Genomic DNA, 26,229 nt, shown 5'->3' on the forward strand with positions numbered 1-26,229 from the left:
CCCGCGCGATTTCAGTCATTGAGGTTGGCCGTTGGCCCTGTACGGCTGTGTGCCACCACTATGGGGAGGCCGCAGGGGGGCGCGCATCGGCGGATACTCCCAGGCGGGATAGGAGTTTCAGACTACGAAGGAGGGGAACAGGCGAGTGTGCGAGGCGGGTTATTTCGATTGCGAATCAGGACATGACGCGCCGCTGGACAGGGCGGCCGGAAACGCCCTGCCGCCGCCCATGAACGGGTCTTCGCCCATGAAAAAGCCCGCATCATGCGGGCTTCTTGCGTTTCCGGCCGGTGTCAGTGCTTGGGCGCGTCGTCCGGCAGGGCGAGCATCTGCTTCTCGCGGTTCCAGTCGAAGGGCTCGCCGTTCTCCTCGGCCTCGAAGCGGCGCTCGTCGAGCAGTTGGTACATCTGCAGCTCCTCGTCGGGCATGAAGTGCAGGCAGTCGCCGCCGAAGAACCACAGCAGGTCGCGCGGGACCAGGTGGGCGATCTGCGGGTAGCGGTGGAAGACCTGGCTGATCAGGTCCTGGCCCAGGTACTGGGCGCCTTCCGGGTCGCGCGGCAGCTCGGCCATCAGTTCGTCGAAGCGTTCGAGGAACAGGCCGTGGTTGTCTTCCGGCACCTGCTCGGCTTCGCCCAGGGCGCCGAGGATCATGCGCAGGTGGTTGAGCAGGGCGAGGTGGTGGTCGAGATAGGCGTTGGCCATGGTGCTTCCTCTGGGACAGCGTTGAAACGGCTGCGGAGTATATCGGGTTTCGCGGGCGCTGCCGCGCTAGCGGCGGATCGGCTGCGACTGGATCTGCCGGCGGCGGTTGTCGATCTGCTGTTGCTGGATGTCGAGCTGGCGTTGCTGTTGGTCCAGGCGCCATTGCTGCTGGTCGTATTTCTGCCGGTCGATCATCTGGTCGCTCTGCCGGCGCTGCAGGTCGCGCAGGCGCTGGCTGTCCTGCTGGCGCTTGAGGTTTTCCTGCTGCAGTTGCAGGCGCTGGCTTTCGTACTGCAGGCGCTGACGGTCCAGTTCGTTCTGGCGCATCTCGTTCTGCAGCCGCAGGGTGTCCTGCTGTGGCCGGATGGGGTCGATGACCGGCGTCGGCGGCGCCACCGGCCGGGGCCGGCTGGGGTAGAGCCAGGGATCGGCCTGGGCGGCGCCGGCGAGCAGCAGGGCCGGCAGGACCAGCAGGAGAGAGAGGCTTCGATGCATGGCGCATTCTCCACGGCGGATATGCTCCTAGTGTGCACCCTGTCCCCGCGGGCGGCATTGCTATGCGTCGGTAAAGCCGCGAGCGCTGCCGCCCCGGGTGTTTCAGCCGGCCCTGCCGCCGAGTTCCTCCGGGGCGAAGTCGTCCACGTCGATCACCGCGCGGCGCGCGCGCTCGGCCTCGTGCAGGGTTTCTGCCTCGCCGCCGTCGAGCACGCCGGCATCGCGCGCGGCGTCGATGGGCGACTGCCCGGCGGCGGGGACGACGCTGCCGTCGCGCAGCGCCTGGCGCAGTTTGTCCTGCAGCGGCGCCGCCTCGGCGAGCCGCTCGTAGGCCACGCCGAGCTTGCCCACCGGGTCCTGCGGATCGCTCGGCAGGAAGGCGCCGGCGAGGATCGCCTGCAGCGCCGGATCGTCCAGCGGGCGACCGAGGATGGCGGCGATTTCAGCGTCCAGCGCGTCACCCGGCCCGCGGTGACGACGGCCCCGCGGCAGCACCAGCGCGCGCAACAGGCAGGCGAAGGGGCGGTTGGGGAAGTTGTCGATCAGCCCCGCCAGCGCCGCCTCGGCCTTGCACAGGTTTTCCTCCAGCGCCCAGCGCAGCAGCGGTTGCAGGTACTCCGGGTTGTCCAGGTCGTGGTAGCGCTTGAGCGCCGCCGAGCCCAGGTAGAGGTGGCTGAGCGCATCGCCCAGGCGCGCGGAGAGGCGCTCGCGGCGCTTCAGCTCGCCGCCGAGCAGCATCATGCTGACGTCGGCGAGCAGGGCGAAGGCCGCGGCCAGGCGGTTGAGCGCGCGGTAATACGGGCGGCTGACGCGGTCGCCCGGCACCTGGTCGAAGCTGCCCAGGCCGAGGCCCAGCAGCAGGCTGCTGGCGGCGTTGCCGACGGCGAAGCCGATGTGCCGCAGCAGCAGTTCGTCGAACTCGCGCTCGGCCTGGTCCTGGTCGTCGCGGCGCGCCAGCGCCATTTCCCTGAGCACGTACGGATGGCAGCGGATCGCGCCCTGGCCGAAGATCATCAGGTTGCGCGAGAGGATGTTGGCGCCCTCGACGGTGATGAAGATCGGCGCGGTCTGCCAGCCGCGCGCCAGGTAGTTGTTCGGGCCCATGACGATGCCCTTGCCGCCGTGGATGTCCATGGCATGGGCGATGCACTCGCGGCCGCGCTCGGTGAGGTGGTACTTGAGGATCGCCGAGAGCACCGAGGGCTTCTCGCCCAGGTCCACCGCACTGGCGGTGAGGATGCGCGCGCTGTCCATCATCCAGGCGTTGCCACCCAGGCGCGCCAGGGCCTCCTGGATGCCTTCGAAGGCCGCCAGCGGCACGTTGAACTGCTCGCGGATGCGCGCGTAGCGGCCGCTGACGTAGCTGCCGGCCTTGGCCACGCTGGTGCCCACCGCCGGCAGGGAAATGGAGCGGCCCACCGACAGGCAGTTCATCAGCATCATCCAGCCTTTGCCGATCATCTCCCGGCCGCCGATGATGGCGTCCAGCGGCACGAACACGTCCAGGCCGGCGTTCGGGCCGTTCATGAAGGCCGCGCCCAGCGGTACGTGGCGGCGGCCGATCTGTACGCCGGGAGTGTTGGTGGGAATCAGCGCCAGGGTGATGCCCAGGTCTTCTTCCCCGCCCAGCAGGTGCTCCGGGTCGTGGCACTTGAAGGCCAGGCCGAGCAGGGTGGCCACCGGGCCGAGGGTGATGTAGCGCTTTTCCCAGGTCAGGCGCAGGCCGAGGACTTCCTCGCCGTGCCACTGGCCCTTGCAGACGATGCCGATATCGGTCATGCCGCCGGCGTCGGAGCCGGCCTGCGGGCTGGTGAGGGCGAAGCAGGGGATTTCCTCGCCGCTGGCCAGGCGCGGCAGGTAGCGCTGGCGCTGTTCATCGGTGCCGTAGTGCAGCAGCAGCTCGGCCGGGCCCAGGGAGTTGGGCACCATCACGGTGGAGGCGAGGTCGCCGCTGCGGCTGGCGAGCTTCATCACCACCTGCGAGTGGGCGAAGGCGGAGAAACCCTTGCCGCCGTACTCCTTCGGGATGATCAGGCCGAAGAAGCCCTGCGCCTTGATGAAGGCCCAGGCGTCCGGCGGCAGGTCCATGCGCTGGCCGATGTCGTGGTCGCTGACCATGGCGCAGAGCTGTTCGGTGGGGCCGTCGACGAAGGCCTGCTCCTCCTCGCTCAGTTGCGCGCGGGGATAGCCGAGCAGGACGCTCCAGTCCGGGCGGCCGCTGAACAGCTGGCCGTCCCACCAGACGGTGCCGGCCTCGATGGCCTCGCGCTCGGTGTCCGACATCGGCGGCAGGGTCTTCTTGAACCAGGCGAACAGCCGCGAGCTGAACAGGCCGCGGCGCAGGTCGGCGGCGAGGATGGTCATCGCCACCACCGCCCACAGCAGCCAGAGCGGCACCATCCAGCCGTGGGCGCGGCTGAGCAGGCTCATCAGCACCAGGTAGCCGGCGACCAGGCCGAGGGCCTTGAGCGGCGAGCTGCGCCGATGGGCCAGCCAGGCGATGCCGAGAATCAGGATGAGCAACCAGAGCAGCAGCATGGGGGATTCCTCCATGAGGGTTCGCCACGCCGGCAACCGGCCGCGGCGGGAATGGCGCGCGGGCGGGGCATTCCCGCCTCATCGCCCAGCAAGCTTAGCCGCTCGCACCCCGGCGATGGCCGCATGGCCGGACAGCTTGGCCGGATCGCCGTGCCGGGCGGGCGAGCCGGCTGGTTAGACTGGCGCATGACCAGGGAGGATGTGCCATGCAGGAATACCTGAAACCCAGCCGCTTCGTGGATAGTGACCACCCCGGGGTAATCGAGTTCGCGGAAAATCACCGGGGCCCGGGCGGCACCCCGCTGGAGCAGGCGGTGGCGCTCTACTACGCGGTGCGCGACCGGGTCCGCTACAACCCCTACGTGTTCAGCCGCGACCCGCAGACGCTCAAGGGCAGCCACGCGCTGCAGGCCGGGCAGTCCTACTGCGTGCCCAAGGCCACGTTGCTGGCGGCCTGCGCGCGGCACTGCGGGATTCCCGCGCGGATCGGCCTGGCCGACGTGAAGAACCACCTGGCCACGCCGCGCCTGCTGGAATTGCTGCGCAGCGAAGTGTTCGCCATGCACGGCTACACCGAGCTGTTCCTCGAAGGCCGCTGGGTCAAGGCCACGCCGGCCTTCGATCTCGGCCTGTGCGAGGCCTTCGGCGTGCTGCCGCTGGAGTTCGACGGGCGCAGCGACAGCGTGTTCCACCCGTTCAACCGCGACGGCCAGCGGCACATGGAATACCTGCGCGACCACGGCCACTTCGCCGACGTGCCGGAGGCGTTCTTCTTCGACTACCTGCGGCAGTGCTACCCGCACCTGTTCGCCGCTGCCGCGGCCCCGCTGGCCGGCGACATGCGCGCCGAAGCGGCGAAGCATGAAAGCAATCGATAGTCACCATCAGTGCATGCGTCTTTTTTCCTGGCGTCCGAGCCGGTAGGGTGCCGTCATCCGAAGTCGCGTCCGGCGGGCGCGGCGCCATCGAATGACCATCACAAGAGAGACGCAGCATGCTCAGAATCTGGGGCCGGAAGAATTCCTCCAACGTCCGCAAGGCGCTCTGGTGCGCGGAGGAGGCGGGCCTGGCCTATGAGCGGATCGACGCCGGCGGCGCGTTCGGCCTGGTCAACGAGCCGGCATACCGCGCGCTGAACCCCAACGGCGTGGTACCGACCCTGGACGACGACGGCTTCATCCTCTGGGAATCCAACGCCATCGTCCGCTACCTGGCCGCGCGCTACGCGCCGGAGCTGTACCCGCAGGACCTGCAGGCCCGCGCCAGCGCGGACAAGTGGATGGACTGGACCACATCGACCTTCGCCGGGCCGTTCCGCACCCTGTTCTGGGGTACCCTGCGCACCCCGCCGGAGCAGCGCGACCCCGCCGCCCTCCAGGCCGCGCTGGACACCTGCGCCGCGCTGCTGGAAATCCCCGGGCAGACGCTGGCGACGCAGCCGTACCTGGGCGGCGAGCGATTCGGCATGGGCGACATTCCGCTGGGCAGCTTCATCTATGCTTGGTTCGAAATGCCCATCGAACGCCCGTCGCAGCCGCACCTGGAAGCCTGGTACGCACGCCTGAAGGCGCGCCCGGCCTACCGCGCCGCGGTGATGACCGAACTGACCTGAACGCTCTGGATTAAATGAGCCGCGCGGGCAGCAGAGGTTGCAATCCGCGCGGCGGACCATTATCAAGCAGGCCTTTTTTCCAAAGACATGCGTCTTTCCACCGACTTGCAACGGGAATCCCCATGAGTTCCGCGCTGTCCATCCGTCAACTGACGAAGACTTACGGCAACGGCTTCCAGGCCCTCAAGGGCATCGATCTGGACGTCGCCGAAGGCGACTTCTTCGCCTTGCTCGGCCCCAACGGCGCCGGCAAATCCACCACCATCGGCATCCTCTCCACCCTGGTGAACAAGACCAGCGGCACGGTCAACGTGTTCGGCCACGACCTCGACCAGGACCCGTACGGCCTCAAGCGCTGCCTGGGCGTGGTGCCCCAGGAATTCAACTTCAACCAGTTCGAGAAGGTGTTCGACATCGTCGTCACCCAGGCCGGCTACTACGGCATCCCGGCGCGCATCGCCAAGGAGCGCGCCGAGCGTTACCTGACCCAGCTGGGCCTGTGGGACAAGCGCGATTCCGCCTCCCGCGAGCTCTCCGGCGGCATGAAGCGCCGCCTGATGATCGCCCGCGCGCTGGTCCACGAGCCGCGCCTGCTGATCCTCGACGAACCCACCGCCGGGGTGGACATCGAGCTGCGTCGCTCGATGTGGAACTTCCTCACCGAGCTCAACCAGGACGGCATCAGCATCATCCTCACCACGCACTACCTGGAAGAGGCCGAGCAGCTCTGCCGCAACATCGCGATCATCGACCACGGCACCATCGTGGAGAACACCAGCATGCGCAAGCTGCTGAACAAGCTGCACGTGGAGACCTTCTACCTCGACCTCAAGGCGACCCTGAGCGAGGCGCCGAAGCTCGACGGCTACCCGGTGCGCCTGGTGGACGACCACACCCTGGAAGTGCAGGTGGACAAGTCCCGCGGCATCAACGGCCTGTTCGCCCAGCTCAACGCCCTGGGCCTGGAAGTGCTGAGCCTGCGCAACAAGAGCAACCGCCTGGAGGAACTGTTCGTGTCGCTGGTGGAGAAGAATCTGTCGAAGGTGGCCGTATGAGCAGCGAACTGCGCGCCAACTGGGTCGCCCTCAACACCATCGTCTACCGCGAAGTGCGCCGCTTCCTGCGCATCTGGCCGCAGACCCTGCTGCCGCCGGCGATCACCATGGTTCTGTACTTCGTCATCTTCGGCAACCTGATCGGCCGGCAGATCGGCGACATGGGTGGCTTCAGCTACATGCAGTACATCGTGCCGGGGCTGATCATGATGTCGGTGATCACCAACTCCTACGGCAACGTGGTGTCGAGCTTCTTCGGCAGCAAGTTCCAGCGCAACATCGAGGAATTGCTGGTGTCGCCGGTGTCGCCGCACACCATCCTCCTCGGCTTCGTCTGCGGCGGGGTGCTGCGCGGCCTGGCGGTGGGCGTGATCGTCACCGGCCTGTCGCTGTTCTTCACCAGCCTGCAGATCCACCACCTCGGCGTCACCGTGCTGGTGGTGGTGCTGACGGCGGCGATCTTCTCCATGGGCGGTTTCGTCAACGCGGTGTTCGCGCGCAACTTCGACGACATCTCGATCATCCCGACCTTCGTGCTGACGCCGCTGACCTACCTGGGCGGGGTGTTCTACTCGATCACCCTGCTGCCGCCGTTCTGGCAGACGGTGTCGCTGGCCAACCCGATCCTGCACATGGTCAATGCCTTCCGCTACGGCATCCTCGGCGTGTCCGACATCCGCATCGGCACGGCGGTGATCTTCATGCTGGTGGCGACCGTGGTGCTCTACGTGTTCTGCGTGCGCCTGCTGGTGAGCGGGCGGGGGATGCGGCAGTAAGCCTGCTCCCGCACTGATGAAAAGGCCCCGGTTGGGGCCTTTTTCTTTTGCGTGTCCCGGCCTGAGAGGAGAGGGGGCATACACCGTGGCCGGCCCGGGCCTCCTCCATTTCGACTAATCGGTATGGGCGATGAATCCCGTCCGGGCCGATGAGAGTCTGCGTGTCGATGTCGTAATGCTTCCGCGTCCGCACTCGTGGCGCGTCCGTCCTTTTCCTATCTATTTAGGAGCACGGCATGACCGCTTCAAATCCCCACCACGCGTTGTACGAACTTGCCTGCCGCTATGCCCAAGCCGTCGACCGACGCGACTGGCAGCAGCTTTCCACGCTCTTCACCCTTGATGCGTATCTTGCCGGCCCCGGCTTCAGGTTCAACGACCGCGAGGCGATCGTTGCGGGCATGGGCGCGATCGAGCGCTATGAAATGACCCAGCATCACGTGCACAACCAGCTCGTCACGCTCGACGGCGGCGCGGCCGACGTCGAGACATACGGCGTTGCATGCCACGTTTATGTGCGCGACGGCGTGAAGCGCAAGCTCGACTGGGGGCTGCGCTACCGCGACCGTTGCCTGTTCGACGGCAGCACCTGGCGCTTCGCGGCGCGCACGCTGTACCTCGACTGGTCGCAGGACCTGCCGCTGGAGGGCTGAAACGCCTTCCTTCGTTCATTTCTCGCGGCGCACCTGCGCTGCCAGCGGAGATACCATGAAAATCCTGGTCATCGGCGGTACCGGCCTTATCGGCGGCCACGCCGCGCTGCACCTGCATGCGCAGGGTAACCACGTCACGCTCGCCGCGCGCAGGCCGCCCGTGCCGGACAGCGCGCTCGCGCAGTTCGACGTGCTGCTGCGCGACTACGTGGCTGGCAACTTCACGCGCGACGATCTCGCGCCGTTCGATGCGCTCGTGTTCGCGGCCGGCAACGACATTCGCCACCTGCCGCCCGGCACCGACGAAGCCGCGCACTGGGAACGCGCGAACGTCGAGGCGGTACCGCGCTTCTTCGCGCTCGCACGCGATGCGGGCGTGAAGCGCGCGGTGCTGGTCGGCAGCTTCTATCCGCAGGTCGCGCCGGCGCTCATCGAGTCGGTACCGTACGTGCGCTCGCGCCATCTGGCCGACGAACACGTGCGTGCGCTCGCGACGCCGTCATTCGCGGTGTGCAGCGTCAATGCGCCGTTCGTCGTCGGGGTGGTGCCGGGTTTGCGCAACGAGATGTTCGCCGCCTACACGCGCTATGCACAGGGCAAGCTCGCCGGGCTGCCGGTATACGGGCCGGCCGGCGGCAGCAACTTCATTTCGACGCAATCGCTATCGGAAGCGATCTGGGGCGCACTACAGCGTGGCGAATCCGGCAAGGCGTATCTGCTCGGCGACGAGAACCTGAGCTTTGCCGACTACTTCGCGGCGTTCTTCCGTGCGGCCGGCAATCCGCAGCCGGTGCCGTCGCTCGACCAGGAGCATCCGCTGCTGCCCGACCTCGCGATCTACACGGGGCGCGGCAACGTCGTGTCGTACGAACCCGACGCCTCCGAACTTGCGTTGCTGGGCTACCGGCGCGGCGACGTGCAGCGCGCGGTCGATGAAGTCGTCGCGCAATGCCGCGCGCAGTAGCGCAGTCGCCGCGGATAGAAGAAGCCCCGCAACCGGCTGCAGGGGCGGCGGGACGTCGGAGGCGATGCGCGGGGAGGCACCGGGCGTTGCCTACAGCTTCGGAAACTCGATGACGAACCGCGTCCACCCCTGCGCCGACTCGCAGCGAATCTCCCCGCCGTGGGCGAGGATGATCGAGCGGCAGATCGCCAGGCCCAGCCCGGCGTGTTCGCCCCGGCCCTCGCGGCGGGCCGGGTCGGCGCGGTAGAAACGGTCGAACAGGCGCGGCAGGCGTTCGGCGGGAATCTCCCGGCCGGGGTTCTCCACGCTCAGGCGCCCCGGCTCCAGACACACGCGGATGGTGCCGCCGTCGGTGGTGAAGCGCAGGGCGTTGTCCAGCAGGTTGGCCAGCACGCGGCGTAGCAGCGAGCGGTCGCCCTGGACCCGCAGTTCGCCCTGGCGCTCCAGGCGGATGCCGCGTTCCTCGGCCAGCGGCGCGTAGAACTCCAGCAGCTCGTCGACTTCCCCGGCCAGCGCCAGCGTCTGCCGGTTGGGCGCCAGCAGGCCGTGGTCGGCCTTGGCCAGGAACAGCATGTCATTGACCATCGCCGTGAGCCGTTCCAGCTCCTCCAGGTTGCCGTGCAGCGCCTCGCGGTAATCCTCCAGGCCGCGCGTGCGCGAGAGCACCACCTGGGTCTGGGTCAGCAGCCCGGTGAGCGGGGTGCGCAACTCGTGGGCGATGTCGGCGGAAAACGCCGACAGCCGCTGGAAGGCTTCTTCCAGGCGGGCCAGCATGGCGTTCAGCTCGCCGGCCAGGCCGCGCAGTTCCTGTGGCATCTGGCTGGCGTCGAGGCGGGTGGTCAGCGAGTGCGCCGAGACCCGCGCGGCGACCTCGCTCATGCGCCGCAGCGGGCGCAGGCTGGCGCGCGCGGCCCAGGCGCCGAGCAGCGCGGTGGCCAGCGCCGAGAGGCCCATGGTCAGCCAGATCAGCCGCTGCATGCGCTGCAGGAAGTGCTGGTGGTGGGTGATGTCGAGCACCAGGGTCAGTTGCGCGCCGTCCGGCGCACGGGCGTCCAGCGGCGCCTGCAGTTCGCGGAAGGCCGGCGGGCCGCCGGGCATGACCATTGCCGGCAACTGCTCGAACCAGGGCTGGCCGTCGCCGCCCTGGAGCCGCAGGCCCACGTCGGGCTGGCGCTCCAGTTCGTGGCGCAGCTCGGCGATGTGCGGCTGCAACTGGGCGGGGCCGGCGACGTCGGCGAGGATGTCGCGGAACACTGCCAGCTTGCCGGCCATCACCTGGAGGTCCAGTTCGACGAAGTGCGCCTCGCTGGCGCGGCTGAACAGGATGCCGGCCAGCAGCGAGACGGCGGCGGTGCAGGCGGCGAACAGCAGGCTCAGGCGCACGCCCAGGGAGAGGCGGGCGCTCAGCATGCGTCGCGCTCCTCCAGCACGTAGCCCATGCCGCGCACGGTGTGGATCAGGCGCTGCGGGAAGTCGTCGTCGACCTTGGCGCGCAGGCGGCGGATGGCGACCTCGATGACGTTGGTGTCGCTGTCGAAGTTCATGTCCCAGACCTGCGAGGCGATCAGCGACTTGGGCAGCACTTCGCCGCTGCGCCGCAGCAGCAGTTCCAGCAGGGCGAATTCCTTGGCGGTCAGGTCGATGCGCCGGCCGCCGCGCTGCACCCGGCGGCGCAGCAGGTCGAGTTCCAGGTCGGCCAGTTGCAGGGTGGTTTCCTGCAGCTGCTGGCCGCCGCGGCGCAGCAGGGTGCGCACCCGCGCCAGCAGTTCGACGAAGGCGAAGGGTTTCACCAGGTAGTCGTCGGCGCCCTGTTCCAGCCCGCGCACGCGGTCTTCCACCGCGTCGCGCGCGGTGAGGAACAGCACCGGCACGGCGCTGCCGGTCTGGCGCACGGCCTGGAGGATCTGCCAGCCGTCGCGGCCGGGCAGCATCACATCGAGGATCAGCAGGTCGTGCTCGCCGGAGAGCGCCAGTTGCAGGCCCTCATCGCCGTCCTGGCAGAGGTCCACGGCGAAGCCGGCTTCGCTCAGGCCCTGCTGCAGGTACTGGCCGATGCGGGGTTCGTCTTCGACGATCAGGAGTTTCATCTCGGAAGTATCCATCCAGGCGCCGGCGGCGCGGCTGTCGATAGGGTAATCACTGCGTCGGCGCGCCGACAGCCCGGCCGCCCAGGCTGCGGGTGCGCCCAGGCGGGAGGCCCGGCGGACGTTTTCGTCGTCTTTATAAACCCGCCGGCCGGAAAGGATGCGAAGCTGACAGAACTGTAATCTTCCCGACAGCCAGGCGGCAGGCGCGGAAGGCGAGGATGCGTCAAACGTTATCGAGGAGTTGCGATATGTCCCTGCGTCACCTGTTCTGCGTGTCTGCCCTGGCCATCGCCGCGGGCTTCAGCCTGCCGGCCCTGGCCGCCACCGCGCATGGCTACGACTTCGGCACCCCGGCCAAGGCCGAGCAGGCCACCCGCAGCGTGGAGATCAACGTCGGCGAGATGTACTTCGAGCCCAAGTCGCTGGACGTCAAGGCGGGCGAGACGGTGCGCTTCGTGATCCACAACCGCGGCAGCCTGCTGCACGAGTTCAACCTGGGCAGCGCGGCGATGCACGCCAGCCACCAGAAGGAAATGCAGAAGATGATGGATGCCGGGGTGCTCACGCCCACCGGCATGCCGCACGACATGGGCAACATGGACCACGGCATGATGGGCCACGGCGACATGCCGATGATGAGGCACGACGACCCCAACAGCGTGCTGGTCGAGCCGGGCAAGAGCGCCGAACTCACCTGGACCTTCAGCAAGGCCACCAGCCTGGAGTTCGCCTGCAACATCCCCGGCCACTACCAGGCCGGCATGGTCGGCAAGCTGAACGTCCAGCCCTGAGCCGGGCGGGGCCGCGCGAGGCGGCGCGCGGGCGTCCGTCCCCTGGCTGCTGAAAGGCGCGGCGGATTTGTATACACTCGCCGCCTCGCGCCACCGCTCGCCGCCGCCGATCCAGCAGGTTTCCCATGCAGCACCCCGCCGAACACTCGCCCCTGGGCAAATCCAGCGAATACGTCTCCACCTACAGCCCGGGATTGCTCTTCCCGATCTCCCGGACCACCAAGTGGGCCGAGCTGGGCCTGACCGCGCAGACCCTGCCGTACCAGGGCGTGGACATCTGGAACTGCTACGAGCTGTCCTGGCTGACCGCTTCGGGCAAGCCGGTGGTGGCCATCGGCGAGTTCGCCATTCCGGCGAAGTCGCCGAACATCATCGAATCCAAGTCCTTCAAGCTCTACCTCAACTCGCTGAACCAGAGCGCCTTCGACAGCACCGACGCCGTGCGCGCGGTGCTGCAGCGCGACCTTTCCGCCGCCGCCGGCGCGCCGGTGCGCGTGCGCGTGCGCAGCCTGGACGAGGTGGCGGAGGAGGGCGTGGCCCGGCTCGAAGGCACCTGCATCGACGACCTGGAACTGGCGGTGGACCGCTACGACCACCCGCGCCCGGAACTGCTGCGCTGCGACGACACCCGCCGCGTCGACGAAGTGCTCTACAGCCACCTGCTGAAGTCCAACTGCCCGGTCACCGGCCAGCCGGACTGGGGCACGCTGGTGGTCGAGTACAGCGGCCCGGCGCTGGATGCCGCGAGCCTGCTGGCCTACGTGGTGTCCTTCCGGCAGCACCAGGACTTCCACGAGCAGTGCGTCGAGCGCATCTACCTCGACCTGCGGCGCCTGCTGCAGCCGGCCCGCCTGACCGTCTACGCGCGCTATGTGCGCCGCGGCGGGCTGGACATCAACCCGTACCGCAGCAGCGAAGCGGTGGAGCCGGACAACCGCCGGCTGGTGCGCCAGTAAAACGCGGATACGAAAAACCCGGCCTTGGCCGGGTTTTTCATCTTCGGGCTTCGGGGCACGGGGCTCAGATGCCCATGTTCGCCAGGCTCTGCATGATCGAGCGCAGGGTTCCGGCCAGGGTCGGATGGCTCGCCTCGAAGCGCTCCACGGCCAGGTTGATGCTGTCGGTCAGGGTCTCGTCGGCCAGCGCGTCCTCGCTGGCCATCTGCATCTCGATGTCCTTGATCAGGGCCTGCAGCGCTGCGCGCTCGTCCTCGTTCAGCGGGGGCTGGCGCTCCAGTTGCTCGCGCAGGGCCTGGAGTTCTTGCTGGAGGCGTTGTGTCGGCATGGTGGTGTCCTTCTGCGTTGCGTACCCAAGATGGACCCTGTCCGGCGGAGCAAGGTCCATCGCCATGCCTTGAGCTTAACTCGCCGCGCGCCGGCCTGCCTGATGCCGATCAACGCGCAGCAGGCGTTCGAGCAGCGGGAAGAAGTGTTCCAGCTCCGGCGTGCGCATGGACGGGTCCTTGCCCAGGTCGTCCAGGCGGCGCAGGGTGATGGCGTCCTGCGCGTAGGGCGCGCGGAGGAAGGCGCTGGCAGCGTGCCCGTCGAACGCGCCGCCCTGCAGCGCCAGGCTCTGCCGCGAGGCCCAGGACAGGCCGGCCTGGTAGGTCGGGTCCACCGCGCACAGGTAGCGCTTGGCGGCGACGTGCAGGCGCACCGGCTGCCAGACCGGCTCGGGCAGCAGCTCGCGCAGCAGGTTGGCGCCGAATTCCTCGTGGCGCAGATCGCGGGTTTCCAGAGCGGCCGGGTCTTCGTAGAGATGGCCGATGTCGTGGAGCAGGGCGGCGATCACCAGGCTGTCGGCGCAGCCGGCGCGCTTGGCCAGGGTCGCGCATTGCAGGGCGTGCTCGGCCTGGCTGACGGTCTCGCCGTACGGCTCCGCGCCGTGGCTGGCGAAGCGTTCGGCCAGTTCGTCGATGAAGCGGTGGCGCGGGTGCTTCATGGCTTTTCTCCCTTGAGGCGGCGGCCGGCGATGTCCTGCAGGCAGGAATCCAGCTCGCCCAGGTGATCGATGACCGAATGCACCCCCAGCCGGTACAGGCCCAGCGTGGCCTGGGCGCGCCGGCGGTCGCGCTGGGCGTTGTCGAGGCCTTCCCAGTCGCCCGGTGCCAGCCCGCAGAGCGGACTGCTGGCGGCCAGGCCGATGGTCCAGAGTCCGGCGTTCAGCCCGGCCTGCAGCAGCCGGGGCTGGCCGCTGACCAGCACGCAGCCGTCCAGGTGCGGGCTGCCCAGTTGCATCAGCGCCTGCCAGCAGGCATCCGGCGCGGGCCACTGGCGGCCGGCGACGTCGAGGCCGACGGCCAGGCGGTCGAGGTCGCTGGCCAGATGCCGGGCGGTGGCGGCGGGCAGTTCCTCCAGCCAGGCGCAGGGGATGGCGCGCTCGCGCAGCCCGCGCAGGACGTCGAGGGCGCCGGGGGTGGTGCCGGCATGGTCGCGGGCGGCCCGGTCGAGGGCGGACTGGAAGCGCTGCCGTTCCCGCGCGTCGGCCGGGCGGTCCAGCGCGTGCGCCAGGGCCGCTTCCGGCGGCAGGGCGAGGGCGCTGCTCAGGCGCTCCGGCGGGCAGTCGGGACAGGCGCGCTGCAGCGCGACCGGCAGCGTCCGTGCGCCGAAGTCCACCAGGTCGCCGGACAGTCCGAACAGCAGGGAGGTGAAGCGCGGAAGGTCGGCGGTGGCGGGCATGGCGGGATTTCTGGCAAGTGGTCTAGGCCAGACTAGCGGGCCAATGTGACGGTCCGATGAAGTCGCCGCCGCTGCCGTTATAATCGCCGCGCATTCGCCAGAGAGAGCAGCATGCCGGTCGAGCCCATCCATCATTACCTGCGCATCCGCGACCAATTGGCGCAGGACATCGCCAGTGCCGCGCTTGGCCCGCGCCTGCCCGCCGAACGCGAGCTGGCCGAGCGCTTCGGCTGCACCCGCGTGACCCTGCGCGAGGCGCTGCAGCAGCTGGAGACCGAAGGACTGCTGTACCGCGAGAACCGCCGGGGCTGGTTCGTCTCACCGCCGCGGATTCGCTACAACCCGACGCGCACCACGGGCTTCATGGATTACGTCCAGGCCCAGGGGCGTACCCCGCGCACCGAGGTGCTGGCGGCCGAGCGCTGCGCCGCCGGCCCCGCGCTGGCCCGGCGGATGGGGCTGGCGGACGACGCCGAGGTGTTCCGCGTGCGTCGGCGCCGCTGGGTCGATGAGCGTCCGGTGATGCTGGAGGAGATCGTGCTGGATGCCGGCTGGTGCCCCGGCCTGCTCGACGAGACGCTGGACCGCTCCCTCACCCGGGTGCTGCGCGAGCGCCTGGGGCTGACGCTGTCGCGCTGCGAGCTGGCGATGCATCCCACCGCGCTGGATGACGCGCGGGCGGCGTTGCTCCAGCTCACCGCGGGCGCGCCGGGCCTGCAGCTGGAGCGGGCGAGCTATGTGGCCGGCGGGCGTCTGGTGGAGTTCGACCAGGAATTCTGGCGCTCGGATTCGCTGGAAATCGTCATCGAAGCACGTTACCCGGACTGAAGTGGCACTATGCTGTGTCCGTGGAAGTCGCGGCGGGTGGGGTTCTCGCCCGCGCCGCTGCCACGGCGGCGCCATTCTCGAAGTCCGGCGATGGCGCTTCTTGTCATCAAACCGCTCGCGAACCTATATAATCCGCCCGCGTAGCGGGCCCGTTCAGGCCGGCCCGGAATGTCATTCACTGGAGAATCACCGATGCGCCCACTAGGCGTCCAATGGACGAAACGCTGCCTCAGCCTGCTCGCCGCTACCAGCCTGGCGACGATTCCTTTCCTGGCCCAGGCCGAGAGCGAGGATGACCCCTGGGAGAGCATCAACCGTCCGATCTTCACCTTCAACGACACGCTCGACACCTATGCGCTCAAGCCCCTGGCGCAGGGCTACCAGAAGGTGACCCCGAACTTCGTGCAGGACGGCGTGCACAACTTCTTCAGCAACATCGGCGACGTGAAGAACCTGGTCAACGACCTGCTGCAGCTGAAGGTGCGCGACGCCGGCGTCGACACCAGCCGCCTGCTGTTCAACACCACCTTCGGCCTGGCCGGTTTCATCGACGTCGCCACCCACATGGGCCTGCGCCGCAACGACGAAGACTTCGGCCAGACCCTCGGCTCCTACGGCGTGGGCAGCGGTCCCTACGTGATGCTGCCGCTGCTCGGCCCGAGCACCCTGCGCGATGCGCCGTCGCTGATCCCGGACGCCTATACCGGCCCGTACCCGTACATCGACAACGTCGCGGTGCGTAACAGCATCCGCGGGGTGGATGTCGTCGATACCCGCGCCGACCTGCTGAAGACCGAGAAGCTGATCAGCGGCGACAGGTACACCTTCATCCGCAACGCCTACCTGCAGAACCGCGAGTTCAGGGTCAAGGACGGCCAGGTCGAAGACGACTTCTGATCCCGGCCCGTCCGCCCACCGGCACAGGCCCCCGCGTCCGGCCAATCCGCTCGCGGGCGGCGCCTGCTTGAACCGTCGGGCGGATGGGAGTAGTGTCTGCGCCTTGTCGCACCCGACCTGACCCGCGCCGTTGTTCCCTTGAATGAGCGCCATCACCCCCCTCCGGCGCCGTTTGCCTGGATGACCCATGCACAAACCCAGTGCTTCGCTGCTGATCATCGATGACGATGACGTCGTTCGAGAAAGCCTCGCCGCCTACCTGGAAGACAGTGGATTCACCGTCCTGCAGGCCACCAATGGCCAGCAGGGCCTGCAGGTGTTCGAGCACGAACTGCCCGACCTTGTGATCTGCGACCTGCGCATGCCGCAGATGGACGGCCTGGAACTGATCCGCCGGGTCAGCGAGATGGCGGTGGAAACCCCGATCATCGTGCTGTCCGGCGCCGGGGTCATGAGCGATGCGGTGGAGGCCCTGCGCCTGGGCGCCGCCGACTACCTGATCAAGCCGCTGGAAGACCTCGCCGTCCTCGAGCATTCGGTTCGCCGCGCCCTCGACCGCGCCTTCCTGCGTTCGGAAAACCGCCGCTACCGCGAGAAGCTGGAAACCGCCAACCGCGAGCTGCAGGCCAGCCTGAACCTGCTCCAGGAAGACCAGAACGCCGGTCGCCAGGTGCAGATGAACATGCTGCCGGAAACCCCCTGGGAATCCGACGGCCTGACGTTCTCCCACCAGATCATCCCGTCGCTGTACCTCTCGGGCGATTTCGTCGACTACTTCCGCGTGGACTCCCGCCGCATCGGCTTCTACCTGGCCGACGTGTCCGGCCACGGCGCCTCCTCGGCGTTCGTCACCGTGCTGCTGAAGTTCATGACCACGCGCCTGCTCTACGAGTCGCGGCGCAACGGCATGCTGCCGGAGTTCAGGCCCTCGGACGTGCTCGGGCACATCAACCGCGGGCTGATCAACTGCAAGCTGGGCAAGCACGTGACCATGCTCGGCGGCGTGATCGACCTGGAAACCGACCGCCTGACCTACAGCATCGGCGGCCACCTGCCGCTGCCGGTGCTCTACGTCGACGGCGACGCCCGCTACCTGGAGGGCCGCGGCCTGCCGGTGGGGCTGTTCGACGAAGCCACCTACGAGGACCATGTCCTCGATCTTCCCAAGTCCTTCAGCCTTTCGCTGTTCTCCGACGGTATCCTCGACGTGCTGCCGGGAGCTACCCTGAAGGAAAAGGAGACGGCCCTGCCCGAGCAGGTCGTAGCCGCCGGCGGAACGCTGGATGGCCTGCGCCAGGTCTTCGGACTGGCCAAGTTGTCCGAGATGCCGGATGATATTGCCTTGCTGGTGTTGAGCAGGAACCTTGCATGAGTACCGGTAAAATCCAGTTCGCCGAGCAGGATGGCTCGTTTGTCCTGAAGTTCGTGGGCGAAGTCCGACTGACCCTGTGTTCGGCACTGGATTCCACCATTGAAAAAATCTTCGCCGCGCTGAATTTCTCGGCGATCATCATCGATCTCACGGAAACCCAGAGCATCGACAGCACCACGCTGGGCCTGCTGGCCAAGCTGTCGATCCTCTCGCGGCAGAAGGTCGGTCTGTTGCCCACGCTGGTGACCACCAACCCGGACATCACCCGTCTGCTGCAGTCGATGGGCTTCGATCAGGTGTTCAACATCGTCGACCGGCCGATCCCGTGCACTGACTGCCTTACCGACCTGCCGCCGCAGGACCAGTCCGAGGACGTGGTGCGCAGCAAGGTGCTGGAAGCCCACCGCATCCTGATGGGGCTCAACGAGTCCAACCGCGAGGCTTTCCACGATCTGGTGAACGCCCTCGAGCGCCACTGAGTTTCTGATGCCTGAATGAAAACCGGCGCCCTGGGGCGCCGGTTTGCGTTTGTGCGTGCCGGGTTTACTGGCCGCCGAGCAGCGCTTCGAGTTTTTCCTGGTCGCGGGCGAACAGGCGGATGCCTTCGGCCAGCTTCTCGGTGCCCATGGCGTCTTCGTTCATCTGCCAGCGGAAGGCGCTTTCGTCCAGCACCTGGCGCGCTTCGCCGCCGCCGGGCTGCAGCACGCGGGGCAGTTCGCCCTGGGCTTCGGCCAGTTGCTGCAGCAGGTCCGGGCTGATGGTCAGGCGGTCGCAGCCGGCGAGCTGCTCGATCTGGCCGAGGTTGCGGAAGCTGGCGCCCATCACCACGGTCTTGTAGCCGTTGGCCTTGTAGTAGCGGTAGATGCGCGAGACCGACTGCACGCCGGGGTCCTCGGCGCCGACGTAGTCGCGAGCGTTGGCCTTCTTGTACCAGTCGTAGATGCGGCCGACGAAGGGCGAGATCAGGAACACGCCGGCATCGGCGCAGGCGGCGGCCTGGGCGAAGGAGAACAGCAGGGTCAGGTTGGTCTGGATGCCCTCGCGCTCCAGCTGTTCGGCGGCGCGGATGCCTTCCCAGGTGGAGGCGATCTTGATCAGCACGCGCTCGCGGCCCACGCCCTGCTCGTCGTACAGGCCGATCAGGCGGCGCGCGCGCTGCAGCGTGGCTTCGCTGTCGAAGGACAGGCGGGCATCGACTTCGGTGGAGATGCGCCCCGGGATCACGCCCAGGATGTCCTTGCCCACGGCGACAGCGAAGCGGTCGCAGGCGAGGCCTGCATCGCCGCGGGCGCCGTCGGTGGCGCGGGCCAGGTGCTCGGCGTAGCGGGGCAGGGCGGCGGCTTTCAGCAGCAGGGACGGGTTGGTGGTGGCATCCACCGGCTTCAGGCGGGCAATGGCGTCGAAATCGCCGGTATCAGCGACGACCGTGGTGTATTGCTTGAGTTGTTCCAGCTTGGAGGTCATGGCGAGTTTTCCGTGGAGAGTGCATCGACCTTACCCGAGGCCGATGCGCCGCTCAACGGGACTCAATGCCCCGCGAGAAGTTCGCCCGCCTGGTCGAGCAGGGCCAGCGGATCGGCGGCCTTGTGCACGTCCACCGAGAGCAGCTGGCGGAAGCGCCGCGCGCCGGGAAAGCCCTGGGCCAGGCCGAGGATGTGGCGGGTCACGTGGTGCATCGCGCCGCCCTCGGCGATATGCCGCTCGATGTACGGGCGCAGGCGCGCCAGGGCGTCGGCGCGGCTGATCGCGGGCGCGTCCGCGCCGTACAGCGCGGCGTCCACCTGGGCCAGCAGGTAGGGGTTGTGGTACGCCTCGCGGCCGAGCATCACGCCGTCGAAGACCTGCAGGTGCTCGCGGCATTCCTCCAGGGTCTTGATGCCGCCGTTGAGGATGATCTCCAGGTCCGGGAAGTCGCGCTTGAGCTGCGCCGCGATGTCGTAGCGCAGCGGCGGAACCTCGCGGTTCTCCTTGGGCGACAGGCCTTCGAGGATGGCGATGCGGGCGTGCACGGTGAAGCTGCGGCAGCCGGCGTCGCGGACCTGGCCGACGAAGTCGCACAGCGCTTCGTAGCTGTCGCGGCCGTTGATGCCGATGCGGTGTTTCACCGTCACCGGGACCGACACCGCGTCGCGCATGGCCTTCACGCAATCGGCCACCAGCGCCGGATGGCCCATCAGGCAGGCGCCGATCATGTTGTTCTGCACCCGGTCGCTGGGGCAGCCGACGTTCAGGTTCACTTCGTCGTAGCCGGCGTCCTCGGCCAGCTTCGCCGCCGCCGCCAGCTCCGCCGGCACGCTGCCGCCCAGTTGCAGCGCCAGCGGGTGCTCGCTCTCGTCGTGGCGCAGGAAGCGCGCGGCATCGCCGTGCAGCAGCGCGCCGGTGGTGACCATCTCCGTGTAGAGCAGGGCGTGGCTGGACAGCTGGCGCAGGAAGAAGCGGCAGTGGCGGTCGGTCCAGTCCATCATCGGCGCGACACTGAAGCGGCGCGAGGGCTCGGGGCGGGTGGTGGCGGTGGTTGTGGCAGTGGTCATCGGTACGTCGGATCAGGATTCGCGGGGTGGCGCGAAATCGCTCGCGCCGGCGGAAAGGGCGGATATTTTACCGGTCTTGCCGGCCGAGCGCACGGAAACCGGCGGGCGGCCTGGATGATCGGCCAGCGGCAGGCCTGTCGTGCGTCGGCGGCGGTGCTCCGGCGCCGCTCCGCCCCGGCGTATGAAGGCGGGTCTCTGGTGCTGCCCATCTACCACTAAGGGACGATAGCCGCGGCTCGGCGCAGGCGGCCTAATGGCCGTGACAATAACAATCAGGGCTCCCGGCCGGTCCCCGCGACGTCGCGGCCGAGGGCCTGCAAGAAGAGAGTTGCCGCCATGGATACCACGCGTCCGCGTATCGTCCTCACCCTTTCCCTGCAGACCTGCGGACTGGTGCTGCTGTTCATTGCCCAGGCCCTGGGCGGCTGGCCCCTGTCGCTGTGCCTGCTGCTGGGCGCGGCGCTGCTCTGGGGGCCGTGGTTCCTCCACTGGAATGCCTCCTCGCCCAGCGAGCCGGCGCTGCTGCCGGACATCGCCGAGCTGACCCGCGAGCTGTCGCGGGGGACCAGCCGCAATGCCCTGTCCGCCGCAGGCGTTTCCTATTCGGTGCAGCGCCTGGTGGAGAAGCTCGAATCGCAGCTGGTGGCCGCCGAGCAGATCGTCGGCAGCGCCGAGGTGATGATCCATACCGAACGGGCCACCTCCAGCCTGGCCAGCCAGGCGATGGATGCCGCGACCCGCGCGCGGGCCGGCAGCGACCTGGGGCGCGGTGAACTGCAGGCGGCCATCGACTGCATGCACCAGCTCAGCGAGCGCGCCAACGCCAGCCGGGCGCTGATCGAGACGCTGAATGCGCGCAGCGAGGATATCCAGCGCGTCACCCACGTGATCCAGTCCATCGCCAGCCAGACCAACCTGCTGGCGCTCAACGCGGCCATCGAGGCGGCGCGCGCCGGTGAGCACGGCCGCGGTTTCGCGGTGGTGGCGGAGGAAGTGCGCGGGCTTGCCGGGCGTACCGCCGAGGCCACCGATGAAGTGGGGCAGATGGTCGAGGACATCCAGCGCCAGACCGGCGAGGCGGTGGAGCAGATCCGCCAGCTGGCCGACGATCTGGTGCAGGGTGTCGGTCAGGTGGAAGGCACCGGGCGGCAGTTGCAGGACATCGCCGGCCTGGCCGCGACGGTGGAGACCCAGATCACCGAGATCGCCGAGGGCGCGGAAATCAACCGCAGCCAGCTGGACAGCCTGTTCGCCGCCGTCGAGCAGGTGCGCGGCGACCTGCGCGTGAGCGACGAGCAGACCCACCGCCTGGCGGAAGCGGCGGTGCAGCTGGAGACCCAGGCCGAGACGGTCAGCGAGCGCCTGGCCCAGGTCGCCCTGGACGATTACCACCAGCGCGCCTACGACCTCGCCCGCGAGGGCGCGCAGGCCATCAGCGCGCGTTTCGAGGCGGACCTCGACGGCGGCCGCATCGCCCTCGACGACCTGTTCGACCGCGATTACCAGCCGCTGCCGGGCACCCGCCCGCAGAAGTACCGCACGCGCTTCGACCGCTATACCGACGAAGTCCTGCCGCGCATCCAGGAGGACCTGCTGCAGCGGCACGAGGGGCTGGTCTTCGCCATCGCCTGCACCGCCGAGGGCTATGTGCCGACCCACAACCAGGCGTTCAACCATCCGCCCAGCGGCGATGTCCAGGTCGACATGCTCAAGAGCCGCAGCAAGCGCCTGTTCAACGACCGCACCGGTCTGCGCTGCGGCAGCCACAGCCAGCCAATGCTGCTGCAGACCTATTGCCGCGACACCGGCGAGCTGATGCATGACCTGTCGGTGCCGATCTTCGTCGGCGGCCGGCAGTGGGGCGGCCTGCGCCTGGGCTACCGCCCGGAGGCCTGAAGCGCGGGCGAAAAAAGCCGCGAAGGAGGCGACGCGGCTTGATGCGGGCGTTCGGGAGGCGCCCGCGAAAGGGGACTCAGTGATGCCCGCAGAGGGCGTCCCGGCCATGCTCGCCGAGAATGTTGAAGAGGATGTTCAGCAGCACCGCCCAGATCGACGTCATGGCGATGCCGCTGTGGGTGATCGGCTCCATCCACTGGGGCAGCGCGGCGAAGAAGTCCGGGCGCACCACCGGCACCATGCCCATACCGATGCTCACCGCCACCAGCAACTGGTTGCGGCGGTCGACGATGTCCGCTTCATGCAGGATGCGGATGCCGCTGGCGGCGACCATGCCGAACATGGCGATGCCGGCGCCGCCCAGCACCGCCGGCGGAATCGAGGCGACCAGGAAGGCGGCCTTGGGCAGCAGGCTCAGGGCGATCAGGAAGAACGCGGCGGCGGCGGTGACGTAGCGGCTGCGCACGCCGGTCATCTGCACCAGGCCGATGTTCTGGGCGAACGAGGAATGGGTGAAGGTGTTCATGAAGCCGGCGAAGAACGAGGCGCCGGCGTCGCACAGCAGGCCGCGGCGCAGGCGGCTCGGGCAGATCTCGGTGTCGGTGACCTTGCCCAGGGCGAGGAACATGCCGGTGGATTCGACGAAGATGATCACCACCACCAGGCACATCGAGAGTACCGGCGCCAGGTGGAATTGCGGGGCGCCGAAGTGCAGCGGGGTGACCAGGTCGAACCACGGGCGCTGCTCGATGCCGTCCAGGCTGACCATGCCCATGCCGGCGCCGATGAGGTAGCCCAGCAGCATGCCGATCAGCACCGAGACGTTGACCCAGAAGCCGCGAAGGAAGCGGTTGATCAGCAGGATCACCGCCAGCACGAAGGACGACAGGGCGAGGTATTGGGCCGCGCCGAAGTTCGCCGCGCCCGCGCCGCCGCCGGCCCAGTTGATCGCCACCGGGAACAGGCACATGCCGATGGAGGTGATCACGGTGCCGGTCACCAGCGGCGGGAAGAAGCGCACGATGCGGCTCATGAAGGGCGCGATGAGCATGCCGAAGAAGCCGGCGGCGATGGTCGCGCCGAAGATGCCGTTCAGGCCCACGCCGGGCATCCCGGCCATCGCCACCATGCTGCCGACGGCGGCGAAGCTGGCGCCCATCATCACCGGCATGCGGATGCCCACCGGGCCGATGCCCAGCGACTGCACCAGCGTGGCGATGCCGGCGACCAGCAGGTCGGCGTTGATCAGGAAGGCGATTTCCTCGCGGGAGAGACCGGCGGCCTGGCCGACGATCAGCGGAACGGCGACGGCGCCGCCATACATCAGGAGAACGTGCTGGAAACCGACCAGCAGCAGCTGCAGCAAGGGCAGACGCTGATCGACGGGCGAGCCGGGAATGCGGCGTTCAGATACCACGGACATGCAACACCTCGGTTTTTATTGTTGTCAGTCGCTGGCTGCCGGACGGGCACGGCAGCCGGGAGATACTGGCCATCATTCACCCCCGGGGCCGAGCGGGTGAAGCGGTGCGGGACTTTATACTTGCGATGTGTATTACGTTCAATCGATTTTTGTATACAACTAGCTGGTCGCGTTTTGTCTCGACGGTGCTGCATGGCTCTAGACCGCGTGTTTCCTGGTCTTGCTATTTCTGTAGCCGTTTGTCGAGTGGACTACATTTCTGTTTCAACGGTGCCGGAGAGCTTTTCGTAGGAGATTCTATGTCTACCTCGCCGTATCACCCGCAGGTCGGTACGGCTGTTGGGTGGTCATCAGGGCAAAGGAGATTCTCGCCAGCTTGCGTGCAAGGATGGTCAGCGCCTGGGTTTTCTTCAGTCCCCGCGCCAGGTAGCTCTGGTAGAGATCGCGCCAGCGGTGGGTCCGGGCAGCGGACATCGCGGCGTTGTGCAGCAGGCGCCGCACTTCGGGGCTCCCTTGCTTGGTCAGCTTGCGCTGGCCGCAATAGCGGCCCGACTCCTTGACCCGCACATCCAGTCCCAGAAACGCGATGAATGCATCACCGTTGCGAAAGCTGCCGCGCAGAAAGGCCATGTTCAGGGCCGCCGCGGTCAATGGGCCAATACCCTCGATGGCCTGGCAGCGTTGGCTCTGCTCGCCCAGGCCGGCGTCGTGCAGGGCAGCCTGAATGAGCTTCTCCAGACGCAGCTCCAGCACCGCCATGCGCCGCAGGACCGGTTTGAGTGCTCTCTTGAGCTCGCCATCCTGGGCAAAGCCCTGCCGCAGGGCCGTCGCGCTGCGAACCAGGAGGCTGCGGCGGTGCAGCAGGGTCTGCAGGCGGGTGTAGGTCTTGCTGGGCGGCTGCCAGGGCTCAAGCTGCGCGTGCTCGTGAGCCAAATAGCGGGCCAGGAGTTGGGCATCGCTGCGATCATCCTTGTTACGACCGCCAATCCCCTTGCGGTAGTTGCTCAAGCGATAGCCGTTGATGAGGTAGACCCGGTGCCCCTTGGCATACGCCAGGGTCGCTGCCGCCACGTGATAGGTGCCAGTGGCTTCGATGGCGATGGCGCAGCCGGCGGGCAGCTCCTTGAGCCAAGCCTTGATCGCGCGGACCTCGTTGGGCAACTCGCTGACTTCGCCTGAATGGGCATGGCAGAGACTCAGCGAGTCCTTGCCAACATCGATGCCGATAACGGGGACCTGGCTTGTCATGGCGTACTCCGACGGGGAAGATGGAACAACCTGTCGGGGCTCACATCAGCGCAGGCTTGCCGGTATTGTCGGTCTGAGCTGCTACTCAGTTTCCGATGGATTCCTTATCGGCGCTTGGCGTGAGCACGTGGGTGGGAGAAGTCTCCTACCGTCTGGTTTGCAGAAGCGAGCTTGGTCCCTCCACCCCCGACAGGTTCCTACCCTACGCCATACAAGCGAGCTTGCTCGCGAACGGATTCACCGGCCGCTCCCGGGGCGCGGCGGTTCGCGAGCAAGCTCGCTCCTACAGGTCTGGGCGTTTCGCGGGCATAAAAAAACCGCACCCGAAGGTGCGGTTTTCCTGGCCGTGCCGCAGGCTCAATTAACCTGGGCGCCCTTGGCGATCCAGTCGCCGACGAGCTTGCGCTCCTCCGGGGTCATCTGGGTGATGTTGCCCAGCGGCATCACCTGCGACGCCACGGCCTGCGCCTGGATGCGCGGGGCGAGCTGCTGGATCTGCTGCGGGGTGTCGAACATCACGCCGGCCGGCGCCGCGCTGAACATGTTGCTGGTCGGCTTGGCCGAGTGGCACACGGCGCAGCGCTCCTGGATCACCTGGTGGACCTTGTCGAAGTCCGCCTCGCTGCCGGCCGCGGAGGCCTGCCCGGCGGCGGGCTTGCCCGCTTGCTCCCTGGCATGCTCGGCCGGGGTCTTGCCGCCGATGGCGGTCGCCGGCAGGGGCTGGTACTCGATCTTCTGCACCTGGGAGCTGTCGCTGCTCGGCCAGTTCGGGCCGGTGACGAACGCCAGGGCGATCATGCCGACGGCGCCGGCGGGCAGGGCCCAGGCCATGCCGTTGCCGGCGTGGCGGGTGTTGAAGTAGTGCCGCACGATCACCGCCAGCGCCGCGATGCACGCCAGGATCAGCCAGTTGTAGTGGCTGCCGTAGGTGCTCGGGAAGTGGTTGCTGATCATGATGAACAGCACCGGCAGGGTGAAGTAGTTGTTGTGGCGCGAACGCAGCAGGCCCTTGGCCGGCAGCACCGGATCGGGCTCGCGGTTTTCCTCGATGGCCTTAACCAGCGCGCGCTGGGCCGGCATGATCACGCGGAACACGTTGCCGACCATGATGGTGCCGATGATCGCGCCGACGTGCAGGTAGGCGCCGCGGCCGCTGAACACCTGGCTGAGCAGGTAGGCGGCGAGCACCAGCAGGGCGAACAGGATGGCGCCGAGCAGGGCCGGGGTCTTGCCCAGCGGCGAGTCGCACAGGGCGCTGTAGATGAACCAGCCGGCGACCAGCGAGCCGACGCCGATGGCGATGGCGGCGGCCGGGTCCAGGCCGCTGCCCGGGGCGATCAGGTACAGGGTCGGGTTCAGGTAGAACACGATGGTCAGCAGGCAGACGCCCGACAGCCAGGTGGAGTAGGCCTCCCATTTGAACCAGTGCAGGTTCTCCGGCATTTTCGGCGGGGCGAGCTTGTACTTCTCCAGGTGGTAGATGCCGCCGCCGTGGATCGCCCAGAGGTCGCCGGAGAGCCCTTCGCGCGGGTTGACGCGGTTGAGGTTGTTTTCCAGCCAGACGAAGTAGAACGAGGCGCCGATCCACGCGATACCCACGATCATGTGGATCCAGCGGACCAGCAGGTTCAGCCATTCGATGAGATGTGCTTCCACAGTCTTTACCTCATGCCCGAACGCC

General features: G+C 67.9%; 26 protein-coding genes. 13 read left to right on the forward strand and 13 right to left on the reverse strand.

The features are described 5' to 3' along the window. Window positions 1-293: 293 nt before the first annotated feature. From AC3B6A_RS10035 to AC3B6A_RS10045, 3 genes are all read right to left on the reverse strand, one after another. Complete coding sequence (locus AC3B6A_RS10035; protein ID WP_488402432.1) at window positions 294-704, reverse strand: PA2817 family protein; 411 nt, start codon at window positions 702-704, stop codon at window positions 294-296. Window positions 705-770: 66 nt separating this feature from the next. Further along, complete coding sequence (locus AC3B6A_RS10040; RefSeq protein ID WP_488402434.1) at window positions 771-1,199, reverse strand: PA2816 family glutamine-rich protein; 429 nt, start codon at window positions 1,197-1,199, stop codon at window positions 771-773. Window positions 1,200-1,301: 102 nt separating this feature from the next. Further along, a complete protein-coding gene (locus AC3B6A_RS10045) occupies window positions 1,302-3,737 on the reverse strand; it encodes an acyl-CoA dehydrogenase (RefSeq protein ID WP_488402436.1) in 2,436 nt (811 codons plus the stop codon). A gap of 206 nt (window positions 3,738-3,943) precedes the next feature. Here AC3B6A_RS10045 and AC3B6A_RS10050 point away from each other — a divergent pair, with 206 nt between their 5' ends. The 6 genes from AC3B6A_RS10050 (at window position 3,944) to AC3B6A_RS10075 (ending at window position 8,797) form a co-directional block, all read left to right on the forward strand. Then, on the forward strand, window positions 3,944-4,615 hold the full coding sequence (locus AC3B6A_RS10050) for a transglutaminase-like domain-containing protein (protein ID WP_488402438.1): 672 nt from the start codon (window positions 3,944-3,946) through the stop codon (window positions 4,613-4,615). Window positions 4,616-4,731: 116 nt separating this feature from the next. Next, entirely contained in the window at window positions 4,732-5,349 is a 618-nt protein-coding gene (locus AC3B6A_RS10055) for a glutathione S-transferase (RefSeq protein ID WP_488402440.1), read from the forward strand. A gap of 122 nt (window positions 5,350-5,471) precedes the next feature. After that, a complete protein-coding gene (locus AC3B6A_RS10060) occupies window positions 5,472-6,404 on the forward strand; it encodes an ABC transporter ATP-binding protein (protein WP_488402442.1) in 933 nt (310 codons plus the stop codon). Further along, window positions 6,401-7,180: an ABC transporter permease gene (locus tag AC3B6A_RS10065; RefSeq protein WP_488402444.1), complete on the forward strand. Its 780-nt coding sequence runs from the start codon at window positions 6,401-6,403 to the stop codon at window positions 7,178-7,180. The genes AC3B6A_RS10060 and AC3B6A_RS10065 overlap by 4 nt, the downstream gene beginning before the upstream one ends. Before the next feature lie 236 nt (window positions 7,181-7,416). Beyond that, window positions 7,417-7,833, forward strand: a complete 417-nt coding sequence (locus AC3B6A_RS10070; RefSeq protein WP_488402445.1) for a nuclear transport factor 2 family protein — start codon at window positions 7,417-7,419, stop codon at window positions 7,831-7,833. A gap of 55 nt (window positions 7,834-7,888) precedes the next feature. Next, a complete protein-coding gene (locus AC3B6A_RS10075) occupies window positions 7,889-8,797 on the forward strand; it encodes an NAD-dependent epimerase/dehydratase family protein (RefSeq protein WP_488402447.1) in 909 nt (302 codons plus the stop codon). 90 nt (window positions 8,798-8,887) lie between these two features. Here the strand turns inward: AC3B6A_RS10075 and AC3B6A_RS10080 are convergent, their stop codons facing one another. After that, window positions 8,888-10,207 carry a heavy metal sensor histidine kinase gene (locus tag AC3B6A_RS10080; RefSeq protein WP_488402449.1) on the reverse strand — a complete coding sequence of 440 codons (1,320 nt, stop codon included), beginning with the start codon at window positions 10,205-10,207 and terminating at the stop codon, window positions 8,888-8,890. Continuing rightward, window positions 10,201-10,884 (reverse strand): heavy metal response regulator transcription factor, encoded by a 684-nt coding sequence (locus AC3B6A_RS10085; protein ID WP_488402451.1) that lies wholly within the window; start codon window positions 10,882-10,884, stop codon window positions 10,201-10,203. Before AC3B6A_RS10085 ends, AC3B6A_RS10080 begins: the two co-directional genes overlap by 7 nt. Before the next feature lie 248 nt (window positions 10,885-11,132). Here AC3B6A_RS10085 and copI point away from each other — a divergent pair, with 248 nt between their 5' ends. Beyond that, a complete protein-coding gene (gene copI / locus AC3B6A_RS10090) occupies window positions 11,133-11,675 on the forward strand; it encodes a copper-resistant cuproprotein CopI (RefSeq protein WP_488402452.1) in 543 nt (180 codons plus the stop codon). A 125-nt stretch (window positions 11,676-11,800) separates the two neighbouring features. Further along, window positions 11,801-12,631 carry an NADPH-dependent 7-cyano-7-deazaguanine reductase QueF gene (gene queF, locus AC3B6A_RS10095; RefSeq protein ID WP_488402454.1) on the forward strand — a complete coding sequence of 277 codons (831 nt, stop codon included), beginning with the start codon at window positions 11,801-11,803 and terminating at the stop codon, window positions 12,629-12,631. Between the two features lie 64 nt (window positions 12,632-12,695). On the opposite strand, the gene AC3B6A_RS10100 is transcribed toward queF, so the two are convergent. The 3 genes from AC3B6A_RS10100 to pcrP all read right to left on the reverse strand — a co-directional run bounded on the left by AC3B6A_RS10100 (window position 12,696) and on the right by pcrP (window position 14,353). Beyond that, window positions 12,696-12,959 carry a DUF4404 family protein gene (locus AC3B6A_RS10100; RefSeq protein ID WP_488402456.1) on the reverse strand — a complete coding sequence of 88 codons (264 nt, stop codon included), beginning with the start codon at window positions 12,957-12,959 and terminating at the stop codon, window positions 12,696-12,698. A gap of 75 nt (window positions 12,960-13,034) precedes the next feature. After that, window positions 13,035-13,616, reverse strand: a complete 582-nt coding sequence (locus tag AC3B6A_RS10105; protein ID WP_488402458.1) for a phosphonate degradation HD-domain oxygenase — start codon at window positions 13,614-13,616, stop codon at window positions 13,035-13,037. After that, a complete protein-coding gene (gene pcrP / locus AC3B6A_RS10110; protein ID WP_488402460.1) occupies window positions 13,613-14,353 on the reverse strand; it encodes an HAD superfamily inactivated hydrolase PcrP in 741 nt (246 codons plus the stop codon). The genes AC3B6A_RS10105 and pcrP overlap by 4 nt, the downstream gene beginning before the upstream one ends. Window positions 14,354-14,464: 111 nt before the next feature. Here pcrP and AC3B6A_RS10115 point away from each other — a divergent pair, with 111 nt between their 5' ends. From AC3B6A_RS10115 to rssC, 4 genes are all read left to right on the forward strand, one after another. Beyond that, window positions 14,465-15,181 carry a UTRA domain-containing protein gene (locus tag AC3B6A_RS10115; RefSeq protein WP_488402461.1) on the forward strand — a complete coding sequence of 239 codons (717 nt, stop codon included), beginning with the start codon at window positions 14,465-14,467 and terminating at the stop codon, window positions 15,179-15,181. 192 nt (window positions 15,182-15,373) lie between these two features. Continuing rightward, window positions 15,374-16,078, forward strand: coding sequence for an MlaA family lipoprotein (locus AC3B6A_RS10120; protein ID WP_488402463.1), 705 nt, complete (start codon window positions 15,374-15,376; stop codon window positions 16,076-16,078). Between the two features lie 187 nt (window positions 16,079-16,265). After that, window positions 16,266-17,450, forward strand: coding sequence for a two-component system response regulator RssB (gene rssB, locus AC3B6A_RS10125; protein ID WP_488402464.1), 1,185 nt, complete (start codon window positions 16,266-16,268; stop codon window positions 17,448-17,450). After that, window positions 17,447-17,929: an anti-sigma factor antagonist RssC gene (rssC, locus tag AC3B6A_RS10130; protein WP_488402466.1), complete on the forward strand. Its 483-nt coding sequence runs from the start codon at window positions 17,447-17,449 to the stop codon at window positions 17,927-17,929. Before rssB ends, rssC begins: the two co-directional genes overlap by 4 nt. A gap of 64 nt (window positions 17,930-17,993) precedes the next feature. Here the strand turns inward: rssC and tal are convergent, their stop codons facing one another. Both tal and dusA read right to left on the reverse strand, forming a co-directional pair. Then, window positions 17,994-18,914 carry a transaldolase gene (gene tal / locus AC3B6A_RS10135; protein WP_488402468.1) on the reverse strand — a complete coding sequence of 307 codons (921 nt, stop codon included), beginning with the start codon at window positions 18,912-18,914 and terminating at the stop codon, window positions 17,994-17,996. 62 nt (window positions 18,915-18,976) lie between these two features. Next, on the reverse strand, window positions 18,977-19,981 hold the full coding sequence (gene dusA / locus AC3B6A_RS10140; protein WP_488402470.1) for a tRNA dihydrouridine(20/20a) synthase DusA: 1,005 nt from the start codon (window positions 19,979-19,981) through the stop codon (window positions 18,977-18,979). 723 nt (window positions 19,982-20,704) lie between these two features. Between dusA and AC3B6A_RS10145 the strand changes: the two genes are divergently transcribed. Next, window positions 20,705-21,877, forward strand: a complete 1,173-nt coding sequence (locus AC3B6A_RS10145) for a methyl-accepting chemotaxis protein (protein WP_488403559.1) — start codon at window positions 20,705-20,707, stop codon at window positions 21,875-21,877. A gap of 76 nt (window positions 21,878-21,953) precedes the next feature. Here AC3B6A_RS10145 and AC3B6A_RS10150 read toward each other — a convergent pair whose 3' ends face one another. From AC3B6A_RS10150 to AC3B6A_RS10160, 3 genes are all read right to left on the reverse strand, one after another. Beyond that, entirely contained in the window at window positions 21,954-23,300 is a 1,347-nt protein-coding gene (locus AC3B6A_RS10150) for a nucleobase:cation symporter-2 family protein (protein WP_488402471.1), read from the reverse strand. A 303-nt stretch (window positions 23,301-23,603) separates the two neighbouring features. After that, a complete protein-coding gene (locus AC3B6A_RS10155; protein ID WP_488402472.1) occupies window positions 23,604-24,548 on the reverse strand; it encodes an IS110 family transposase in 945 nt (314 codons plus the stop codon). 357 nt (window positions 24,549-24,905) lie between these two features. Further along, complete coding sequence (locus AC3B6A_RS10160; protein ID WP_488402473.1) at window positions 24,906-26,204, reverse strand: urate hydroxylase PuuD; 1,299 nt, start codon at window positions 26,202-26,204, stop codon at window positions 24,906-24,908. Window positions 26,205-26,229: the final 25 nt, after the last annotated feature.

It is taken from the genome of Pseudomonas sp. B12(2026) (genome assembly GCF_057767015.1).

Bases quoted from the DNA above. Each gene is read 5' to 3' on its own strand.
- AC3B6A_RS10035 (WP_488402432.1), bottom strand. From the start codon at position 704: ATGGCCAACGCCTATCTCGACCACCACCTCGCCCTGCTCAACCACCTG.
- AC3B6A_RS10040 (WP_488402434.1), bottom strand. From the start codon at position 1,199: ATGCATCGAAGCCTCTCTCTCCTGCTGGTCCTGCCGGCCCTGCTGCTC.
- AC3B6A_RS10045 (WP_488402436.1), bottom strand. From the start codon at position 3,737: ATGCTGCTGCTCTGGTTGCTCATCCTGATTCTCGGCATCGCCTGGCTG.
- AC3B6A_RS10050 (WP_488402438.1), top strand. From the start codon at position 3,944: ATGCAGGAATACCTGAAACCCAGCCGCTTCGTGGATAGTGACCACCCC.
- AC3B6A_RS10055 (WP_488402440.1), top strand. From the start codon at position 4,732: ATGCTCAGAATCTGGGGCCGGAAGAATTCCTCCAACGTCCGCAAGGCG.
- AC3B6A_RS10060 (WP_488402442.1), top strand. From the start codon at position 5,472: ATGAGTTCCGCGCTGTCCATCCGTCAACTGACGAAGACTTACGGCAAC.
- AC3B6A_RS10065 (WP_488402444.1), top strand. From the start codon at position 6,401: ATGAGCAGCGAACTGCGCGCCAACTGGGTCGCCCTCAACACCATCGTC.
- AC3B6A_RS10070 (WP_488402445.1), top strand. From the start codon at position 7,417: ATGACCGCTTCAAATCCCCACCACGCGTTGTACGAACTTGCCTGCCGC.
- AC3B6A_RS10075 (WP_488402447.1), top strand. From the start codon at position 7,889: ATGAAAATCCTGGTCATCGGCGGTACCGGCCTTATCGGCGGCCACGCC.
- AC3B6A_RS10080 (WP_488402449.1), bottom strand. From the start codon at position 10,207: ATGCTGAGCGCCCGCCTCTCCCTGGGCGTGCGCCTGAGCCTGCTGTTC.
- AC3B6A_RS10085 (WP_488402451.1), bottom strand. From the start codon at position 10,884: ATGAAACTCCTGATCGTCGAAGACGAACCCCGCATCGGCCAGTACCTG.
- copI (WP_488402452.1), top strand. From the start codon at position 11,133: ATGTCCCTGCGTCACCTGTTCTGCGTGTCTGCCCTGGCCATCGCCGCG.
- queF (WP_488402454.1), top strand. From the start codon at position 11,801: ATGCAGCACCCCGCCGAACACTCGCCCCTGGGCAAATCCAGCGAATAC.
- AC3B6A_RS10100 (WP_488402456.1), bottom strand. From the start codon at position 12,959: ATGCCGACACAACGCCTCCAGCAAGAACTCCAGGCCCTGCGCGAGCAA.
- AC3B6A_RS10105 (WP_488402458.1), bottom strand. From the start codon at position 13,616: ATGAAGCACCCGCGCCACCGCTTCATCGACGAACTGGCCGAACGCTTC.
- pcrP (WP_488402460.1), bottom strand. From the start codon at position 14,353: ATGCCCGCCACCGCCGACCTTCCGCGCTTCACCTCCCTGCTGTTCGGA.
- AC3B6A_RS10115 (WP_488402461.1), top strand. From the start codon at position 14,465: ATGCCGGTCGAGCCCATCCATCATTACCTGCGCATCCGCGACCAATTG.
- AC3B6A_RS10120 (WP_488402463.1), top strand. From the start codon at position 15,374: ATGCGCCCACTAGGCGTCCAATGGACGAAACGCTGCCTCAGCCTGCTC.
- rssB (WP_488402464.1), top strand. From the start codon at position 16,266: ATGCACAAACCCAGTGCTTCGCTGCTGATCATCGATGACGATGACGTC.
- rssC (WP_488402466.1), top strand. From the start codon at position 17,447: ATGAGTACCGGTAAAATCCAGTTCGCCGAGCAGGATGGCTCGTTTGTC.
- tal (WP_488402468.1), bottom strand. From the start codon at position 18,914: ATGACCTCCAAGCTGGAACAACTCAAGCAATACACCACGGTCGTCGCT.
- dusA (WP_488402470.1), bottom strand. From the start codon at position 19,981: ATGACCACTGCCACAACCACCGCCACCACCCGCCCCGAGCCCTCGCGC.
- AC3B6A_RS10145 (WP_488403559.1), top strand. From the start codon at position 20,705: ATGGATGCCGCGACCCGCGCGCGGGCCGGCAGCGACCTGGGGCGCGGT.
- AC3B6A_RS10150 (WP_488402471.1), bottom strand. From the start codon at position 23,300: ATGTCCGTGGTATCTGAACGCCGCATTCCCGGCTCGCCCGTCGATCAG.
- AC3B6A_RS10155 (WP_488402472.1), bottom strand. From the start codon at position 24,548: ATGACAAGCCAGGTCCCCGTTATCGGCATCGATGTTGGCAAGGACTCG.